Genomic DNA, 17,312 nt, shown 5'->3' with positions numbered 1-17,312 from the left:
CATAGCGTGGGTCCATGAACCACACGCCGCGCATCCGCCCCGTAGTGGGCTGCACCCTGCTGGTCGTGGCCCTGGTCGCAGGAGTGACCGCCTGTGGCGGGTCCGGCGGCCATCCGCTCGCGGAGAAGCCGTACGACGCTGTGGACGAGATCTCCTCCAACGCGTCGGACGGCGACGGGAAGGTCGACCCCGGCAAGCCGCTGGAGGTCACCGTCAACGGCGACGACGGCCGGATCACGGACGTGTCGGCCGTCGACACGACCGGCCGCCACCTCGCGGGCGAACTCGACGCCGACGGGAAGCGGTGGCACTCCACCCTCCCGCTCGCCGCCGGCACCCGGTACACCGTGCGGGTCAGCACGGAGGACGACGACGGCGCTCCGGGCGGCCGTACGCTCTCTTTCGGGACCACCTCCGCCAAGAAGTTCCTGAAGGTCGCCTTCGGCCCCCAGGCGGGCACCTACGGCGTCGGACAGCCCATCACGGCGGAACTCAGCGCTCCGGTCAAGGACAAGGCGTCCAGGGCCAACGTCGAGCGCGCCCTCAGGGTCCGCTCGACACCCGCCGTGACCGGTTCCTGGTACTGGGTCGACGACAAGACCCTGCACTACCGCCCCAAGGACTACTGGCCCGCCAGGGCCACCATCGACGTCACCAGCGGCCTGGCCGGGGTCAAGGTCACCGACGCCCTCTACGGCGCCCCCACGAAGGCGCTGAGGCTCACCACGGGCGACCGCATCGAGGCCGTCACGGACGCCGCGGCGCACTCGATGACGGTCAAGCGCAACGGGAGAGTGATCAACACCATTCCGGTGACGACCGGCAAGCCCGGCTTCTCCACCCGAAACGGCGTCAAGGTCGTGCTGGGCAAGGAGTACAACGTACGTATGCGCGGGGAGACGATCGGCATCGCGGAGGGCTCCTCCGACTCGTACGACCTGCTGGTCTACTACGCGACGCGCGTCACCTGGAGCGGCGAGTACGTGCACGCGGCCCCCTGGTCCACCGGCTCGCAGGGGTACGCGAACGTCAGCCACGGCTGTACGGGCATGAGCACCAGCCAGGCCGAGTGGTTCTACAACACCGTGCGCCAGGGCGACGTCGTCACGGTCGTGGGCAGCCAGGGCGAGACGATGACGCCGTTCGACAACGGCTACGGGGACTGGAACCTGTCCTGGGCCAAATGGCTGAAGGGCAGCGCCCTGCAGAAGAACACCACGCCGGACCGTACGGACACGATCCAGGCGGCGCGACTGCGCCCCGAGGTCTGACCGGACCGGGGAGTGCGCTGCCCCTCAGTGGGACCACGGACGAAACCGCGGCGGGACTCAGGCGTTCACGCAGTCCCTGCTGCGCAGCAGGGCGGCCAGGGCGTCCGCGAACTCGACCGGCTCGACCGGCAGGGTCACCGTGGCGTCCGCCCGGCTCCAGGTGGCCAGCCAGGCGTCCTGCGGGCGCCCGATCAGCAGCAGTACCGGCGGGCAGTGGAAGATCTCGTCCTTGATCTGCCGGCAGACGCCCATGCCGCCCGCGGGCGCCGTCTCGCCGTCCAGCACGCAGACGTCGATGCCGCCGCGGTCCAGCGCCTCCAGCACGGCGGGCAGCGTGGCGCATTCCAGGAATTCCACCGGTGGCACATCGGCCGCGGGCCTGTGCCCGGCTGCCAGCCTCACCTGCTCACGGGTGTTGGCGTCGTCGCTGTAGACCAGGACCGTGGCGGTCGGCTGCATTGTTCCTCCGTGACATCTGTGTCTTCGGGGCTTTCCGGGCATGAACCGATGCGCGGATCGTACTCCGCCCGACGTCCTGTCAGCACCGCCCGGGACAGCGGATCCATGGGCCGTTCGGGGAGGACACACCCGCCTGACACACCGAACGGCACCCCCCGGGGTGAGGGCGGGATAAGCGACCGACATAATGTCGGTCGTGGCGACAGCAACGACAGTAGAAACCGGGCACGCGCACCCGTCGGTCAATCGACCGAACCTCACCAGCGTCGGAACCATCATCTGGTTGAGTTCCGAGCTGATGTTCTTCGCGGCCCTCTTCGCGATGTACTTCACCCTGCGATCGGTGATGGGACCGGACCACTGGAAGGAAATGGCTTCGGCCCTGAACTTCCCGTTCTCGGCGACGAACACCACGATCCTGGTGCTCTCCTCACTCACCTGCCAGCTCGGCGTCTTCGCCGCGGAGCGGGGCGATGTGAAGAAGCTCCGTGCCTGGTTCGTGATCACTTTCGTGATGGGTGCGATCTTCATCGGAGGCCAGGTCTTCGAGTACACCGAGCTGGTGAAGAAGGACGGCCTCTCGCTGTCCTCCGACCCGTACGGCTCGGTGTTCTACCTGACCACCGGCTTCCACGGTCTGCATGTGACAGGCGGTCTCATCGCCTTCCTGCTCGTTCTGGGCAGGACATACGCAGCCAAGAGGTTCACCCACGAACAGGCGACCGCCGCCATCGTCGTGTCCTATTACTGGCACTTCGTCGATGTCGTATGGATCGGCCTCTTCGCCACGATCTACATGATCAAGTAACCGGGCTCGAACCCGAACCACTTCCAGCATCGACGCAGAAGATCCTGACACCGGGGTAATCCGTGAAAAAGCTCTCCGCACGACGACGCCATCCGTTGGCGGCGGTCGTCGTACTACTCCTCGCGCTGGCGGCCACTGGGGGGCTGTACGCCGCGTTTGCGCCCGCGAGTAAGGCGCAGGCCGACGAAACCGCCCAGTCCCTCGCCATCGACGAGGGCAAGAAGCTGTACTCCGTCGGTTGCGCCAGCTGCCACGGAACCGGCGGTCAGGGCACCACCGACGGGCCGAGCCTGGTCGGCGTGGGCTCCGCCGCCGTTGACTTCCAGGTCGGTACGGGCCGTATGCCGGCGCAGCAGCCCGGCGCCCAGGTGCCGAAGAAGAAGGTCATCTACAACCAGGCGCAGATCGATCAGCTCGCGGCGTACGTCGCGTCGCTCGGCGCCGGTCCGATCATTCCGACCAAGAGCCAGGTCAGCCCTGACGGTGCGGACATCGCCAAGGGTGGCGACCTGTTCCGTACCAACTGCGCGCAGTGCCACAACTTCACCGGTGAGGGCGGCGCGCTGACGAACGGCAAGTACGCGCCCAGCCTTGAAGGCGTGGACCCGAAGCACATCTACGAGGCCATGCAGACCGGCCCGCAGAGCATGCCGTCCTTCCCGGACACGACGATGCCCGAGCAGCAGAAGCGGGACATCATCGCGTACATCCAGACCGTCAACAGCGCCCAGTCGGAGAACCCGGGTGGTCTGAAGCTGGGCGGCCTGGGGCCGGTCAGCGAGGGGCTGTTCGCCTGGATCTTCGGGCTCGGCGCACTGATCGCAGTTGCCATTTGGGTCGCGGCCCACACCGCTAAGGCCAAGAAGTCATGAGTAGCCAAGAGATTCCAGAAGAGAACCTGCCCGCTGAGCAGGACACCGCGCACGGCGCGGTAGAGGTCGCGGACGACCCGTTCGCCGACCCGGGGCTGCCGGCCCACAAGCCGCGCATCCAGGACATCGACGAACGGGCCGCGAAGCGCTCCGAGCGCGCCGTCGCGTTCATGTTCACGCTGTCCATGCTGGCGACGATCGGCTTCATCGCCTCGTACGTCATCTTCCCGGTCGACAAGATCGTGTACATCTGGCCCTTCGGCCATGTGAGCGCGCTCAACTTCTCCCTGGGTCTGACCCTGGGCGTGGCCCTCTTCGCGATCGGCGCCGGCGCCGTCCACTGGGCGCGCACCCTGATGTCCGACGTGGAGGTCGCCGACGACCGGCACGCCATCGAGGCCGAGCCCGAGGTCAAGGCGAAGGTCCTGGCGGACTTCGCGGCAGGCGCCGAGGAGTCCGCGTTCGGCCGGCGCAAGCTGATCCGCAACACCATGTTCGGCGCGCTGGCCCTGGTGCCGCTCTCCGGTGTGGTGCTGCTGCGCGACCTCGGTCCGCTGCCGGAGAAGAAGCTCCGCAACACCCTGTGGGCCAAGGGCAAGCAGCTCATCAACATGAACACGATGGAGCCGCTGCGTCCCGAGGACGTCGCCGTCGGTTCGCTGACCTTCGCCATGCCCGAGGGCCTGTCGGAGGACGCGGAGGACTTCCAGAACCAGATCGCCAAGGCCGCGCTGATGATCATCCGTATCCAGCCGGAGAACATCAAGGACAAGCGCGAGCGCGAGTGGGCCCACGAGGGAATCGTGGCCTTCTCCAAGATCTGCACGCACGTCGGCTGCCCGATCAGCCTGTACGAGCAGCAGACGCACCACGTGCTCTGCCCGTGCCACCAGTCCACCTTCGACCTCTCCGACGGCGCCCGCGTCATCTTCGGTCCGGCCGGTCACGCCCTTCCGCAGCTGCGGATCGGTGTGAACAGCGAGGGCAACCTCGAGGCGCTCGGTGACTTCGATGAGCCCGTCGGTCCTGCATTCTGGGAGCGCGGATGAGTACTGCGACCGACACACAGCGCAAGGCGCCCGCCGGTGAGCGGGTGGCCGACTGGGCGGACGGCCGGCTCGGGATCTACTCCCTGGCCAAGTCGAACATGCGCAAGATCTTCCCGGACCACTGGTCCTTCATGCTCGGTGAGATCGCCCTCTACAGCTTCATCATCATCATCCTCACGGGTGTGTACCTGACGCTGTTCTTCCACCCGAGCATGAACGAGGTCGTGTACCACGGCTCGTACGAGCCGATGCAGGGCATCCGGATGTCCGAGGCCTACGCCTCGACGCTGGACATCAGCTTCGACGTCCGCGGTGGTCTGCTGGTCCGGCAGATCCACCACTGGGCCGCGCTGATCTTCCTGGCCGGCATGTTCGTGCACATGATGCGCGTCTTCTTCACGGGCGCGTTCCGCAAGCCGCGTGAGATCAACTGGCTGTTCGGCTTCCTGCTGTTCGTGCTGGGCATGTTCACCGGCTTCACCGGCTACTCGCTCCCGGACGACCTGCTGTCCGGTACGGGTGTCCGCTTCACCCAGGGCGCGATCCTGTCGATGCCGATCGTCGGCACGTACATCTCGATGTTCCTGTTCGGCGGAGAGTTCCCCGGTCACGACTTCGTCGCCCGGTTCTACTCGATCCACATCCTGCTGCTGCCGGGCATCATGCTCGGTCTGCTGGTGGCGCACCTGATCCTGGTCTTCTACCACAAGCACACGCAGTTCGCGGGTCCCGGCCGCACCAACAAGAACGTCGTCGGCATGCCGCTGCTGCCGGTGTACATGGCGAAGGCCGGCGGTTTCTTCTTCCTGGTCTTCGGCATCATCGCCGTCATCGCGGCCATCGCCTCGATCAACCCGATCTGGGCCATCGGCCCGTACCGCCCGGACCAGGTGTCCACCGGCGCCCAGCCCGACTGGTACATGGGCTTCGCCGAGGGTCTGATCCGAGTGATGCCGGGCTGGGAGATCAACCTCTGGGGTCACACGCTCGTCCTGGGTGTGTTCATCCCGCTGATGGCCTTCGGACTGGTGCTCGCGATCATCGCGGTCTACCCGTTCGTCGAGTCCTGGGTCACCGGCGACAAGCGCGAGCACCACATCCTGGACCGCCCGCGCAACGCCCCGACCCGGACGGCCTTCGGTGTCGCCTGGATCACCGAGTACGTCATCGTCTTCATCGGCGGTGGCAACGACCTGTGGGCCACGCACTTCCACCTGTCGCTGAACGCCATCTCCTGGTTCGTCCGGATCTTCATCTTCGTCGGCCCGGTCATCGCGTTCATCGCCACCCGGCGGATCTGCCTCGGCCTCCAGCGCCGCGACAAGGAGAAGGTGCTGCACGGGCGCGAGTCCGGCATCATCAAGCGCCTGCCGCACGGTGAGTTCGTCGAGATCCACGAGCCGCTCGGCCCCGAGCAGCTGCACACGCTCACCGCGCACGAGCAGTACAAGCCGGTCGAGATCGGCCCGACGGTCGACGAGAACGGTGTCGAGCGCAAGGTGCCGGTCCTGCAGAAGCTGCGGGCCCGGCTCAGCAAGGGCTACTTCGGCGAGGACAACCAGATCGCCAAGCCCACCGCCGAGGAGTACAAGGAGATCACCAGCGGCCACGGTCACCACTGATCGCTTGAACTGATCGCCACAGCAGGAGCCCCGTCCATTCGATGGACGGGGCTCTTTGCCGTCCACGGCGCTCGATAGGGTGGAGGCGATCCCTTTTACCGGCTGTGGACCCAGGAGCGGACCATGAACGTTGTGACCCCGATCGGCGGCGACAGCGTGGCGGACCGTTCCTGGCCCGGCATGCTGAACCCCCTGCTGCGCGGTGAGAACCTCACCGCCGACGACACCGCGTGGGCGATGGACCGCATCATGAGCGGTGAGGCGACCGATGTGCAGATCGCCGGGTTCGCGGTGGCGCTGCGGGCCAAGGGCGAGACGATCGACGAGGTGTCCGGCCTGGTACGGGCGATGTACGAGCACGCCCACACCATCCACGTACCCGGTCGTACGGTCGACATCGTCGGCACCGGTGGTGACCTCGCCAAGACGGTCAACATCTCCACCATGTCGGCGATCGTCATCGCCGGCACCGGCGCCAAGGTCGTCAAGCACGGCAACCGCGCCTCCTCGTCGGCGAGCGGTTCCTCCGATGTGCTGGAGAAGCTCGGCGTCAACCTGGACCTCTCCGCGCAGCGGGTCGTCGAGGTCGCCGAGGAGGCGGGCATCACCTTCTGCTTCGCGGTGAAGTTCCACCCCGCCCTGCGCTACGTCTCCAGGGCCCGCAAGGAGCTCGGCGCGCCGACGACGTTCAACATCCTCGGGCCGCTCACCAACCCGGCCCGGGTGCGTTCGCAGGCCGTCGGCGTGGCCGACCTGAAGATGGCGCCCATCGTCGCCGGGGTGCTGGCCGGGCGCGGCAATTCGGCGCTGGTCTTCCGCGGCGACGACGGTCTGGACGAGCTGACGACGACCGCGACCTCGCGGGTCTGGGTGGTCCGGGACGGAGCGGTGCGCGAGGAGGCGTTCGACCCGCGCGACGTCGGTCTGGAACTGGTGCCCGTGCAGGCCCTGCGCGGTGCGGACGCCTCGTACAACGCCGATGTGGCCCGCCGGGTGCTGGGCGGCGAGCGGGGACCGGTGCGCGATGCCGTGCTGCTCAACTCGGCGGCGGCGCTGGTGGCGCTGGACGCGGCGGACGGCACGCTGAACGAGCAGCTCGCGGCCGGGATGGCGAAGGCCGCCGAGTCCATCGACTCCGGGGCGGCGGCACGTGCGCTGGAGCGCTGGGTGGCGGCCAGCAACGCCTGAAACAGGCGCAGATGTGGCGCGGGGCGCAGTCCGGATCCTGGACTGCGCCTTGCGCGTCTTCGTGCGTATGGCAAGATGCTGGTCAGGTCATGAGTGACAGCGACTACGGCCCCGGCCCGCTGTCCGGCAACCCTCCGTCCGTGGCGGGGTGCCCCGGGTGAAGACCAGGCCGTAGGCAGCGAGGTCTGCGGCAAGCGCGGGCCCCTCGGCATCTGTGAATGCCAACCCCCGGGGTCCTGGTCCCTAGGGAGTCTCTTGTGAGCACGCGAATGCGATAGGGCCGTCGGCCCTCCTCCGCACACCCCTCTTTTCTCCGCTGCGCTGCCGCGTTTCCGCCGGCGCATGCAATTCGCCTGCCTCTTACGGGAGTTCGCCATGTCTGTCTTCACCGCTGCCGCCGACCAGTCGCTTTGTGCCCCTCTGCCGGTTCTGGGCAAGGATGTGACGGTTCCGCTGGTCACGGGTGGTGAGGTCACCTACGCCGCTCTCGACTACGCCGCCAGCGCCCCCGCCCTGCAGCGCGTCTGGGACGACGTCGCCGCGTACGCCCCGTACTACGGCAGCGTCCACCGCGGGGCCGGTTACCTCTCGCAGCTCTCCACGGACCTCTTCGAGAACAGCCGCGCGACCGTCGCGGAGTTCCTCGGCTGCCGCGCCGACGACCAGGTGATCTTCACCCGCTCGACCACCGACTCGCTGAACCTGCTGGCCGCGGTCGTCCCGGCCGACTGCCAGGTCTTCGTGTACGAGACCGAGCACCACGCCTCGCTGCTGCCGTGGCGCGACGCCCGGGTGACCTACCTGAACGCCCCGCGCACCCCCTCCCAGGCCGTCGAGACGCTGGAGCGGGCCCTCGCCGACCGCGACCCCTACGGCCCCGCGCTGGTCTGCGTCACCGGCGCCTCCAACGTCACCGGCGAGCTGTGGCCGGTGAAGGAGCTGGCCGCCGCCGCGCACGCGCACGGTGCCCGGATCGTGCTGGACGCCGCGCAGCTCGCCCCGCACCACCCTGTCGACATCGCCGAGCTGGACGTCGACTGGGTCGCCTTCTCCGGACACAAGCTGTACGCGCCCTTCGGCTCGGGCGTCCTCGCCGGCCGGTCCGACTGGCTGCAGCAGGCCGAGCCCTACCTCGCGGGCGGCGGCGCCTCGCGCAAGGTCGCCCGTCGCACCGACGGCGGCGTGGACGTCGAATGGCACTCCACCGCCGCCCGCCACGAGGCCGGTTCCCCCAACGTCATCGGGGTGTACTCCATCGCCTCCGCCTGCAAGGCGCTCACCGAGGCGGGCTTCGACAACCTGGTCGCCCGGGAGCAGCACCTCGTGGGCGCGGTCCGGTCCGGCCTCGCCGAGGTCCCCGAGGTCAAGGTGCTCTCGCTGTTCGGCGACGAGGCCCCGCGGGTCGGCGTCATCTCCTTCGTGGTGGAGGGCTGGAACAGCTCGCACTTCGCCGCCGCGCTCTCCGCCGAGTACGGCATCGGGGTCCGCGACGGACTGTTCTGCGCCCACCCGCTGGTCCGCACCCTGCTGGGCAGCGACCCGCAGGAGGTCGGGGAGTGCGGCGCGCCGGAGGCCGAGCCGGGCGAGCGCTCGCTCAACGCGATCCGGGTGAGCTTCGGCGCCGGTACGCCGGACGAGCACATCGAGCGTTTCGTCCGCGCGGTCAAGGAACTGGTGAGCAAGGGCGCCCAGTGGAAGTACCGCACCGAGGACGGCCGCTGCGTCCCGGACCGGGGTGCGGCGCAGCTCTGACGGGCACACAGCACTTCGGCGGGGGACGGGCAGCCGAGCCCGTCCCCCGCCGAAGTGTCACACCGTGGGGGTGTGCCTACGCGTCGAGGCCGATGGCGAAGGCGGCCTCCAGGTCGTGCTGCGAGTAGGTACGGAACGCCACATGCGTGTCGGTGGCCTCGACGCCGGGGATCTTGCTGATCCGGCCGGGGATGACGTCGGCCAGATCGTCGTGCTTGGCCACCCGGACCATGGCGATCAGGTCGTACGTACCGGTGACCGAGAAGACCTCGCTGACACTGTCCAGCGCGGCGATGGCCTCGGCGATCTCGGGAATCCGGTCCACGCTGGTTTTGATGAGCACGATCGCGGTGATCACGGCTGGCTTTCTCCCTCGGTGGCCGTGGCTGGTGCCTTCACTCTATCCGTACGCCGGTAACGCCCCCAGGCGTAGAGAAAGCCCAGGGCGAAGCCCACCACATGGGCCAGATAGGCCACGCCCGGCCCCCCGCTGCCCGCGCCCTGGACCGCCAGCCACTGCAGGACGAACCAGAAGACCAGCACGATCCAGGCGGGGAAGCGCAGCGGCAGGAAGAAGAGGAACGGGAACAGACTGGTGACCCGGGCCCTGGGGAAGAGGTACAGGAACGCCCCGAGCACCGCCGAGATCGCTCCCGAGGCGCCCACCAGCGTCTGGTCGGACGTGGCATGGGCGGCCGCGTAGGCGACCAGGGCGAGATAGCCGCTGATGACGTAGAAGAAGGTGAACCCGACCCGGCCCATGCGCTCCTCGGTCATCGCCCCGAACACGTACAGGAAGAGCACGTTGCCGAGCAGGTGCAGCCAGCTGCCGTGCACGAAGAGGGCGGTGAGCGGGGCGAGCAGGGCGTGTGCGGAGCCGTCCCACAGCTCGCTCGGGATCACGCCCCACCGTTCGAAGTACCCCGCCTGGGCGGCCAGCAGGGCGTCGGCGGTCCCGGGGACAGGGTTGAAGCCGGACAGCGGGCTGATCACGAAGACCAGGGCGCAGACCGCGATCAGGGCATGGGTCACCAGTGGTCCACCGGTGACCGTCCGTAGCAGTCCGCCGGACAGTCTGCCGGCCACAGCTCGCCGATCGATCATGAACAGAGCATGACGCAACCGGAGGGAACGGGACAGACCGCCTCGCCGTGTCGGGGGGACGCGGTGAGGCCGTAGGGTTACGGCAGGACATCTGCAGTTCGACGGCGCACCGCGAGATCCTTGAAGCAAGGCAGCACGAGGCTCGACGAAAGAGGACGCAACGATGACGACGGTTCCCCAGCCGACCGACGGGACTCGCTGGCGCTGCACGCTCTGCGGAAATCTCACGCGCTTCGACGTGACGCGCTCCTCGAAGGTCGTCGAATATGTCCATCTCGACCTGGCCGGTGAGTCCAGCGTCGAGGAACGCGAGGTGGTCAGTGAGACCATCGAGTCGGTGCGCTGCCGTTGGTGCAACGCGGTGGACCAGATCGAACTGGTGGACAGGCCGGGTGCCGACTCCTGACGGAGCCGCGCCCACAGACATTTGGGGTGACGGATGGTGGAGCAGCCCGATAGCGGCGCCGAGTCGGCCGAGGCGGCCGACGACGCCGTCGAGGCGCTCGACCGCCCGCTGCCCGAAGGCGTACGGCGGCGGGTCGTCGCACTGGTCTCGGACGCGTTCGGCGGCCTGACGGTCACCGAACTCCCGGCCCAGCTACGGCAGTACGCCCGCTTCACCCCGACCCGGCGGGCCAAGTTCGCCGGGAACGCGATGGCGGCCGCCCTGGAGAACGACGCGCTGTTCCGGCAGCGCATCGGTGAGCGGCTCAAGGAGGGGCAGCCCGAGCTGTCCGCCGCCCTGGGGGCCGGTGCGCCGCCTGCCGCCGCCGACCCCGTCGATGTGGCCGCGGCGGCCTATGTGCTGCGCCCGCCGGGCTGGGTGAAGCTGGTCGCCGCCGCCGGCGAGGAGGCCCAGCGCGCGGATGCCGAGCGCGCCGACGAGGAGAGCCGCCGCGAACTGGAGCGGCTGCGCGAGGAGCTCGTCCGGGCCCGCTCGCACACGAAGAGCGAGACGGAGCGGCTGCGCGCCGAGCTGGACGCGGCCCGCAAGGAGGCCGAATCCCTCCAGCGCAAGCTGCGCAGCGCCGTCAACGAGGTCAGGCGCGGCGAGGCCGCGCTGCGCCGCAGCCGCGCCGAGACCGACGCCGTACGGTCCGAGACGGCCGCCCAGGTCTCCGCCGCCGAGAGCGAGAGCCGCCGGCTCAAGGCTCGGCTCGGTGAGGCCGAGGCGTCCGTGGAGGCGGGCCGCCGGGCCGCCAGGGAGGGCCGCTCGGTCGAGGACATGAGGCTGCGGCTGCTGCTGGACACGGTGCTCGACGCGGCGAGCGGGCTCCGGCGCGAACTGGCCCTGCCGCCCTCCTCGATCCGTCCCGCCGACAGTGTCGACGCCGTCGAGCCGGGCCGGATGTCGCCCAAGGACATTGCCGCCAGGGCCCTTTCGGAGACCGACCCGGCCCTGCTCGACCAGCTGCTCGCGCTGCCGCAGGCGCATCTGATCGTCGACGGCTACAACGTCACCAAGACCGGCTATCCGCAGCTGCCGCTGGAGAAGCAGCGGCTGCGGCTGCTGGGCGGCCTCGCGGTGCTCGCGGCACAGACCGGCGCCGAGATGACCTGCGTCTTCGACGGGGCCGAACTGGCGGCCCCGGTGCTGCTCGCACCGCCGCGCGGGGTCCGGGTGCTGTTCAGCAAGCCCGGCGTGACCGCCGACGAACTCATCCGTCAGCTGGCGCGCGCCGAACCTCCGGGCAGGCCCGTCGTGGTGGTCTCCACCGACCGCGAAGTCGCCGACGGAGTGGCGAAGGCGGGCGCCAGGCCCGTTGCGTCCGTCTTGCTCCTGAAGCGCCTTTCGCGCGTCTAGTGGCACTTGTCGGGTCTCGGTGGAAATGAGGGAACGGACCGTCAGGTCGCCGCTACACCCCGTGCGTCGAGGGTAAAGAAGTGCGGTCTGTGACGAGATTTTTCTGGTGAGGATTTGAACTGATCACAAGTTGGTCACTAGGGTCGTACCTCGAACCTTCGCACGGTTGATCACCCATCCGGGGTGACGGCGAAGACACCGCCGAGTCCGTGACGTGCACGGAGCCGGGGATTCGAATCCCCCACAGCCCGGTAGGCGGCTCGAGGAAGAAGGAGCTCGCCTTCGTGGCGTCCCACCGTCGTCCCAAGCAGCCGAGCCGCGCCCGTGTGACCGTGCTCACCGCGACCGCCGCCGCGGCCGTGGCCCTGACCTCCCAGGCGGCCCACGCCGACCCGAAGCCCTCCAAGGGCGAGGTCAAGGCGAAGGTCGAGAAGCTCAACCACGAGGCCGGCGCCGCCAATGAGCGGTACTACGGCGCCAAGGAGAAGCAGCAGAAGCTGGAGAAGGAAGTCGGCGCGCTGCAGGACAAGGTGGCCCGCGGCCAGCAGGAGATCAACAACCTGCGCAACGGCCTCGGTTCGCTCGCCGCCGCGCAGTACCGCTCCGGTGGCATCGACCCGTCGGTGCAGCTCTTCCTCTCCTCCAACCCGGACAGTTTCCTCGACGAGGCCTCGGCCCTCGACCAGTTGACGGCCAAGCAGACCGAGACCCTGGGGAAGATCCAGGAGAAGCAGCGGGTCCTCGCGCAGGAGCGCAAGGAGGCCCAGGACAAGCTCGGTGACCTCGCGGACGTGCGCAAGACACTCGGCGCGAAGAAGAAGAAGCTCCAGGACAAGCTGGCCGAGGCGCAGCGCCTGCTCAACACGATGACCCAGGCCGAGCGCACGAAGATGCGCAATGACGAACAGCGTGCCAGCCGTGCCGCGAGCGACCGGGTCGACCTGGGCAAGGAGGTCCCCGCCTCCGCCTGGGGTGCCGCCGCCCTGAACGCAGCTGCCACCCAGGAGGGCAAGCCGTACCAGAGGGGCGGCACCGGCCCCGGGGCCTTCGACTGCTCCGGGCTGACCCAGTGGGCCTACGCCCAGGCCAACGTCCAGATCTCCCGGGTCACGTACACCCAGGTCAACGACGGTGTCCACATCGGGCGCAGCGCGCTGAAGCCGGGCGACCTGGTCTTCTTCAACAACACCGAGCACGTGGGCCTCTACGCGGGCAACAACACCGTCCTGCACGCCCCGTACCCGGGCACGTTCGTCCGCTACGAGTCGATGAACACCATCGGCAGCTTCCAGTTCGGCGTGCGCGTCGGCTGACGACGCCCGAACGGGCGAATTCCCGCGCCCGCGCAGACAGCCCGCCCCGCCGGAGACCACAGGTCACCGGCGGGGCGTCGCCTTTTCTGCCGCCCTTCCGTCCGGCGCGGTCGTTGGTCGCTCCGTGATCGGCCGACTACTGTCTGCCTGCCGTGCAGCTCCCGGTCGTCGGTCCGCCCGCCCCGGGCGGCAGGGGCTGCGCGCGTCTGCGTACCGCGGAAGGGAGTGCGGCGTCCTGTGGTGTCCCATCGCCGTTCCACACAGCCCGGCCTCAATCTCGGGGTCCGGGCCACCGTTCTGTCGGCCGCGGCGGCGACCGCGGCCGCCACCCTCGGGGCGGCCACCGCGAACGCCGACCCGCAGGACGCACCCCGGGCCGCCAAGGCCCGCATCGACCGGCTGTACACCGAGGCCGAGCGCGCCACCGAGCAGTACAACAAGGCCGGTGAGAACGCCGGCCGGCTGCGCGGCGAGGTCGGCCGGGCCCAGGACCGGGCGGCCCGCGGCCAGGAACGGCTCAACCGGATGCGTACGGCGCTCGGTTCGGCGGCGAGCGCGCAGTACCGTTCCGGCGGCATCGACCCCTCGCTCGCCCTGCTGCTCTCCTCCGACCCGGACAGCTACCTCGACCGGGCGGCCGTGCTGGAGCGCCTGACCGACCTTCAGGCCGCCGAGCTGCGGGAACTCCAGCAGGTCCAGCGCGGGCTCGTGCAGACCCGCGCGGAGGCGGACCGCGCGCTGGCCGAGCTGGAGCGCAACCGGGCGGACGCCACCCGCCACAAACGCGCCGTCGAGCGCAAGCTCACCGAGGCCAGGAAGCTGCTGAACGCGCTGCCCGGCGCCGACCGGGCGGAGTTCCAGCGGGCCTCGCGCTCCGGCCGCGACGGCGCGTACCCGGCGATGGCCGATCTGCCGGCCGGCTCCGCGCGCGCGGCGGCCGCCCTCATGGCGGTCCGGCAGGCACTGGGACGCCCGTACATCTGGGGAGCCAACGGGCCGGCCGGATTCGACTGCTCCGGGCTGATGCAGTGGGCGTACGCCCAGGCCGGGGTCAGCCTGCCGCGGACCTCGCAGGCCCAGCGGTACGCGGGACACATGGTGCCGCTCTCCGAGGCCCGCCCCGGCGACCTGGTTGCCTACCGCGCGGACGCCGGCCACATCGCGATGTACGTCGGCAACGGCCAGGTGATCCACGCCCCGTACCCCGGGGCCCCGGTGCGCTACGACCCCGTCGGCATGATGCCCGTCTCGTCGGTCACCCGCGTCTGACCGTACCCTCGGTCGGGTGAGCGAGCGGCGGGGACGGAACGGCGGGCGGCGCGCGGCGGGAGCGCTGCTCGCCGGACTGCTGCTCGCCTCCGGCTGCGCGGCCCACGACGACGGCGCCGCCCCGGACGCGACCGTCCGCGCCGTCCGCGCCACGCTGGACCGCCGGGCGGCCGCCGTGCTGGACCACGACACGGACGCCTACCTGGCCACGACGGACCCCGAAGCCACCGGGCTGCGCACGGCCCAGCGCCGGGAGCTCGCCAACCTCGCGGACATACCGCTGGGCTCGTGGACGTACCGGCTGCGCGACGTGACCGCGCGGGGCGCCGACCGGGCCACCGCGGACGTCGAGCTGCGCTACCGGATCAAGGGCTACGACGCCGCCCCGGTCGCCGCGGACCGGGTGTTCGACCTGAGACGGGACCGGGCGGACGGCCGCTGGTACGTCGTCGGGGACCGGGCGGACGGGGACGGCGCCCGGCAGCTCTGGCAGCAGGGCGACGTCCGGGTGGTGCCCGGGAAGCACAGCCTCGTGCTCGGCGTCGGCCGCACGGAGCAGGAGCTGCGCGCCATCGCCCGGACCGCGGACCGCGCGGTGCCCGCCGTGTCCGACGCCTGGCCGGAACGCTGGGCGGGCCGCGTGGTGATGCTCGTACCGCGGACGGTGGAGGACATGGCGGGGCTGCTGGGGTCGTCGGCGGCGGACTACCGGGGCATCGCCGCCGTCACCACCGGGCAGACCGGCGGCGCGGGCCGGACCCCCGCGGACCGGGTGATCGTCAACCCGCAGGCGTACGGCACCCTCGGCACCTTCGGGCAGCGGATCGTCCTCACCCACGAGACCGCCCACGTCGCCACCCGCACCCGCACCTCCGCCGCGACCCCGACCTGGCTCTCCGAGGGCTTCGCGGACTGGGCGGCCTACCGCTCCGAGGACCGCACCGCCGCACAGATCGCGCCCGACCTCGCAAACGCCGTCCGGCGCGGCGACCCGCCCGCCGAGCTCCCCACGGACGAGGACTTCGGCTTCGCGGGCGACCCGGCGCGCCTGGCGAGGGCGTACGAGGGCGGCTGGGCGGCCTGCGAGCTGATCGCCGACCACTGGGGCGAGAAGAAGCTGTTCGCCTTCTACCGGGCCGTCGGAGGGCACCCGGGACGGGACGGAGCGGTGGAGCAGGCCATGCACGAGGTGCTCGACACGACCCCGCAGGACTTCACCGCACTCTGGCGGGAGCAACTGCGCTCCCGGCTCGGCTGAGCGCGGCGCACGGCTCAGAGCCTGTCGGGTGACCTCAGATCGGATAGCGGACGCGGTCTGGTGCGTGCGATTCCAAGGCGGAAGAGGAAGTCAACGCGGAGCGTTGGCGACCGACGACAACGCGGGAAGCGCGCGTGCCAGGGCGTGGCCGCCCGGTCGGAGGTCACCCGACAGGCTCTCAGAGGCTGCCCGATTGGAGGTCACCCGACAGCCTCTCAGGAGCCGACCGGCTCCGCCTCCCGGCCGAGGCCGGACCGGACGGCTGACCCGCCGCCGTCGCGCGTCGCCCGGGGCACCGTCCGCCGCCACAGACGGCGGCAGGCGATCAGCGTCGCCGCGACCAGCAGGCCGTTGCGCAGGAACATCAGCGTGACCCCGGTCGCGTCGCTGGTCACCACATGCGTGAACCCGAACGGGAACTCCCACTGGGTGAAGCCCGTCGCCAGCAGCACCAGACCGGCCGGCAGCACCATCCGGCTGTCGCGGAACACCAGGCAGACCGCCGCCAGGCCGACCAGCCACAGCAGGTACTGCGGGCTGATCACCCGGCTCGTCGTCGTGAACAGCAGCACCGCCGCGAACGCCGCGTCCGCCGGGGTGCTCACGCCGAACTCACGGGCCCGCAGCCGCCACACCACCAGCCAGCCGAACGCGAGGACGGACAGACCGAGGGCCAGCGTGCTCACCAGCGGCACGTACGGACCCAGGAACTCCATCGAGCCGTAGTGGAACTCCACCCGGCCCTGCCAGCCGAACTGCCGCGCCACGTGGAAGACCAGCGCGCCCAGCGACTCGACCTCGGTGCCCCGGTCGCGCTGGGAGCCGATGAAGGCCAGCGCACCGGGCATCGCCACGGCGCACCCCACCAGCAGCCCGGCCGCCGTCACCGCCGCGGCCGTCCACGCCAGCCGCGTCCGCCGGCCGCGCGCCGTACCGGCCAGGATCAGCGCCGGCCACACCTTCAGCAGCGCACCGACGGCGGCCAGCACCCCCAGCACCCGCGGATGCCGCAGCCCCGCCAGGAGCGCCGCCACCGCCACCGCCGTGACCATCACGTCGTAACGGGCGTACGCGGTCGTGCCGAGCAGCGGCACCCCCGCCACCCACACCCAGGCGCCCGCCACCGACCGGCCGCCGCCCCGGCCCGCGTACAGCAGCAGCCCCAGCACCAGCAGGTCGCACACGAACGCGAGGACGAAGAAGGCCGAGGCGTAGTCCAGGAACGGCAGCAGCGCGGGGGAGAGGATGGCGAGCGCGGCCAGCGGCGGGTACTGCCAGGTGACGTCGGACTGCGGATACGTACCGGTCTTCAGCACCTCGGACCAGCCGTGGTAGATCACCGAGACGTCACTGGTCACGTCCGGTCCGGACAGCGTGATCACCTTGGTGACGCAGAGCAGCAGCGCGACCCTGGTCAGGGCCCACACCGCGACAGCGAGCCGCGCGCCGGTCGATCCCCTCATGACCGCCTCATCCGTTCTCATCAGTGGGCACCGGTGGGTACTCGGTGGGTACGAGGAGACATGATGCCCGCACGGCCGGT

General features: G+C 70.2%; 16 protein-coding genes and 1 riboswitch. Of the genes, 12 read left to right on the top strand and 4 right to left on the bottom strand.

The genetic code is table 11. The features are described 5' to 3' along the window. Positions 1-14 precede the first annotated feature (14 nt). Positions 15-1,271, top strand: a complete 1,257-nt coding sequence (locus ACFVX4_RS00815; RefSeq protein ID WP_389970434.1) for an Ig-like domain-containing protein — start codon at positions 15-17, stop codon at positions 1,269-1,271. 57 nt (positions 1,272-1,328) lie between these two features. Here the strand turns inward: ACFVX4_RS00815 and ACFVX4_RS00810 are convergent, their stop codons facing one another. Then, positions 1,329-1,730 carry a hypothetical protein gene (locus ACFVX4_RS00810; protein WP_389970431.1) on the bottom strand — a complete coding sequence of 134 codons (402 nt, stop codon included), beginning with the start codon at positions 1,728-1,730 and terminating at the stop codon, positions 1,329-1,331. Between the two features lie 187 nt (positions 1,731-1,917). Here ACFVX4_RS00810 and ACFVX4_RS00805 point away from each other — a divergent pair, with 187 nt between their 5' ends. The 6 genes from ACFVX4_RS00805 (at position 1,918) to ACFVX4_RS00780 (ending at position 9,021) form a co-directional block, all read left to right on the top strand. After that, a complete protein-coding gene (locus ACFVX4_RS00805) occupies positions 1,918-2,538 on the top strand; it encodes a heme-copper oxidase subunit III (RefSeq protein ID WP_030933584.1) in 621 nt (206 codons plus the stop codon). Positions 2,539-2,600: 62 nt separating this feature from the next. Beyond that, a complete protein-coding gene (locus ACFVX4_RS00800; RefSeq protein WP_389970428.1) occupies positions 2,601-3,410 on the top strand; it encodes a c-type cytochrome in 810 nt (269 codons plus the stop codon). Next, positions 3,407-4,459 carry a Rieske 2Fe-2S domain-containing protein gene (locus tag ACFVX4_RS00795; RefSeq protein ID WP_389970425.1) on the top strand — a complete coding sequence of 351 codons (1,053 nt, stop codon included), beginning with the start codon at positions 3,407-3,409 and terminating at the stop codon, positions 4,457-4,459. The genes ACFVX4_RS00800 and ACFVX4_RS00795 overlap by 4 nt, the downstream gene beginning before the upstream one ends. After that, positions 4,456-6,081: a cytochrome bc complex cytochrome b subunit gene (locus tag ACFVX4_RS00790; protein ID WP_389970422.1), complete on the top strand. Its 1,626-nt coding sequence runs from the start codon at positions 4,456-4,458 to the stop codon at positions 6,079-6,081. The genes ACFVX4_RS00795 and ACFVX4_RS00790 overlap by 4 nt, the downstream gene beginning before the upstream one ends. Before the next feature lie 123 nt (positions 6,082-6,204). Continuing rightward, positions 6,205-7,269 (top strand): anthranilate phosphoribosyltransferase, encoded by a 1,065-nt coding sequence (gene trpD / locus ACFVX4_RS00785; protein WP_389970419.1) that lies wholly within the window; start codon positions 6,205-6,207, stop codon positions 7,267-7,269. Positions 7,270-7,354: 85 nt separating this feature from the next. Next, a riboswitch (SAM riboswitch) is annotated at positions 7,355-7,472 on the top strand. Between the two features lie 172 nt (positions 7,473-7,644). Beyond that, positions 7,645-9,021: an aminotransferase class V-fold PLP-dependent enzyme gene (locus tag ACFVX4_RS00780; protein WP_389970416.1), complete on the top strand. Its 1,377-nt coding sequence runs from the start codon at positions 7,645-7,647 to the stop codon at positions 9,019-9,021. A gap of 76 nt (positions 9,022-9,097) precedes the next feature. On the opposite strand, the gene ACFVX4_RS00775 is transcribed toward ACFVX4_RS00780, so the two are convergent. Together ACFVX4_RS00775 and ACFVX4_RS00770 are read right to left on the bottom strand one after the other, a co-directional pair. Then, a complete protein-coding gene (locus tag ACFVX4_RS00775) occupies positions 9,098-9,379 on the bottom strand; it encodes an Lrp/AsnC family transcriptional regulator (protein WP_093543818.1) in 282 nt (93 codons plus the stop codon). Then, a complete protein-coding gene (locus tag ACFVX4_RS00770) occupies positions 9,376-10,125 on the bottom strand; it encodes a rhomboid family intramembrane serine protease (protein ID WP_389970413.1) in 750 nt (249 codons plus the stop codon). The genes ACFVX4_RS00775 and ACFVX4_RS00770 overlap by 4 nt, the downstream gene beginning before the upstream one ends. 163 nt (positions 10,126-10,288) lie before the next feature. Here ACFVX4_RS00770 and ACFVX4_RS00765 point away from each other — a divergent pair, with 163 nt between their 5' ends. The 5 genes from ACFVX4_RS00765 (at position 10,289) to ACFVX4_RS00745 (ending at position 15,769) form a co-directional block, all read left to right on the top strand. After that, positions 10,289-10,531 (top strand): hypothetical protein, encoded by a 243-nt coding sequence (locus ACFVX4_RS00765; protein WP_014156692.1) that lies wholly within the window; start codon positions 10,289-10,291, stop codon positions 10,529-10,531. 36 nt (positions 10,532-10,567) lie between these two features. Beyond that, positions 10,568-11,929 (top strand): NYN domain-containing protein, encoded by a 1,362-nt coding sequence (locus ACFVX4_RS00760; RefSeq protein ID WP_389970410.1) that lies wholly within the window; start codon positions 10,568-10,570, stop codon positions 11,927-11,929. A 284-nt stretch (positions 11,930-12,213) separates the two neighbouring features. After that, complete coding sequence (locus ACFVX4_RS00755; RefSeq protein WP_389970407.1) at positions 12,214-13,242, top strand: NlpC/P60 family protein; 1,029 nt, start codon at positions 12,214-12,216, stop codon at positions 13,240-13,242. 237 nt (positions 13,243-13,479) lie between these two features. Next, positions 13,480-14,511 (top strand): NlpC/P60 family protein, encoded by a 1,032-nt coding sequence (locus tag ACFVX4_RS00750; protein ID WP_389970405.1) that lies wholly within the window; start codon positions 13,480-13,482, stop codon positions 14,509-14,511. Between the two features lie 16 nt (positions 14,512-14,527). Continuing rightward, positions 14,528-15,769, top strand: a complete 1,242-nt coding sequence (locus tag ACFVX4_RS00745; protein WP_389970402.1) for a hypothetical protein — start codon at positions 14,528-14,530, stop codon at positions 15,767-15,769. Between the two features lie 215 nt (positions 15,770-15,984). On the opposite strand, the gene ACFVX4_RS00740 is transcribed toward ACFVX4_RS00745, so the two are convergent. Beyond that, entirely contained in the window at positions 15,985-17,232 is a 1,248-nt protein-coding gene (locus ACFVX4_RS00740) for a glycosyltransferase 87 family protein (protein ID WP_389970399.1), read from the bottom strand. Between the last annotated feature and the right edge of the window lie 80 nt (positions 17,233-17,312).

The sequence above is a fragment of the Streptomyces sp. NPDC058240 genome (assembly GCF_042882135.1).
Taxonomy (GTDB): domain Bacteria; phylum Actinomycetota; class Actinomycetes; order Streptomycetales; family Streptomycetaceae; genus Streptomyces.
Note: the sequence above shows the minus strand (reverse complement) of the source record. Positions and strands in the feature narration are given on the sequence as shown.

Excerpts from the sequence above, each read along its gene's own strand:
- ACFVX4_RS00790 (WP_389970422.1), top strand. The coding sequence starts at position 4,456 with ATGAGTACTGCGACCGACACACAGCGCAAGGCGCCCGCCGGTGAGCGG.
- ACFVX4_RS00780 (WP_389970416.1), top strand. The coding sequence starts at position 7,645 with ATGTCTGTCTTCACCGCTGCCGCCGACCAGTCGCTTTGTGCCCCTCTG.
- ACFVX4_RS00740 (WP_389970399.1), bottom strand. The coding sequence starts at position 17,232 with ATGAGGGGATCGACCGGCGCGCGGCTCGCTGTCGCGGTGTGGGCCCTG.
- ACFVX4_RS00795 (WP_389970425.1), top strand. The coding sequence starts at position 3,407 with ATGAGTAGCCAAGAGATTCCAGAAGAGAACCTGCCCGCTGAGCAGGAC.
- trpD (WP_389970419.1), top strand. The coding sequence starts at position 6,205 with ATGAACGTTGTGACCCCGATCGGCGGCGACAGCGTGGCGGACCGTTCC.
- ACFVX4_RS00770 (WP_389970413.1), bottom strand. The coding sequence starts at position 10,125 with ATGATCGATCGGCGAGCTGTGGCCGGCAGACTGTCCGGCGGACTGCTA.
- ACFVX4_RS00765 (WP_014156692.1), top strand. The coding sequence starts at position 10,289 with ATGACGACGGTTCCCCAGCCGACCGACGGGACTCGCTGGCGCTGCACG.
- ACFVX4_RS00805 (WP_030933584.1), top strand. The coding sequence starts at position 1,918 with ATGTCGGTCGTGGCGACAGCAACGACAGTAGAAACCGGGCACGCGCAC.
- ACFVX4_RS00810 (WP_389970431.1), bottom strand. The coding sequence starts at position 1,730 with ATGCAGCCGACCGCCACGGTCCTGGTCTACAGCGACGACGCCAACACC.
- ACFVX4_RS00815 (WP_389970434.1), top strand. The coding sequence starts at position 15 with ATGAACCACACGCCGCGCATCCGCCCCGTAGTGGGCTGCACCCTGCTG.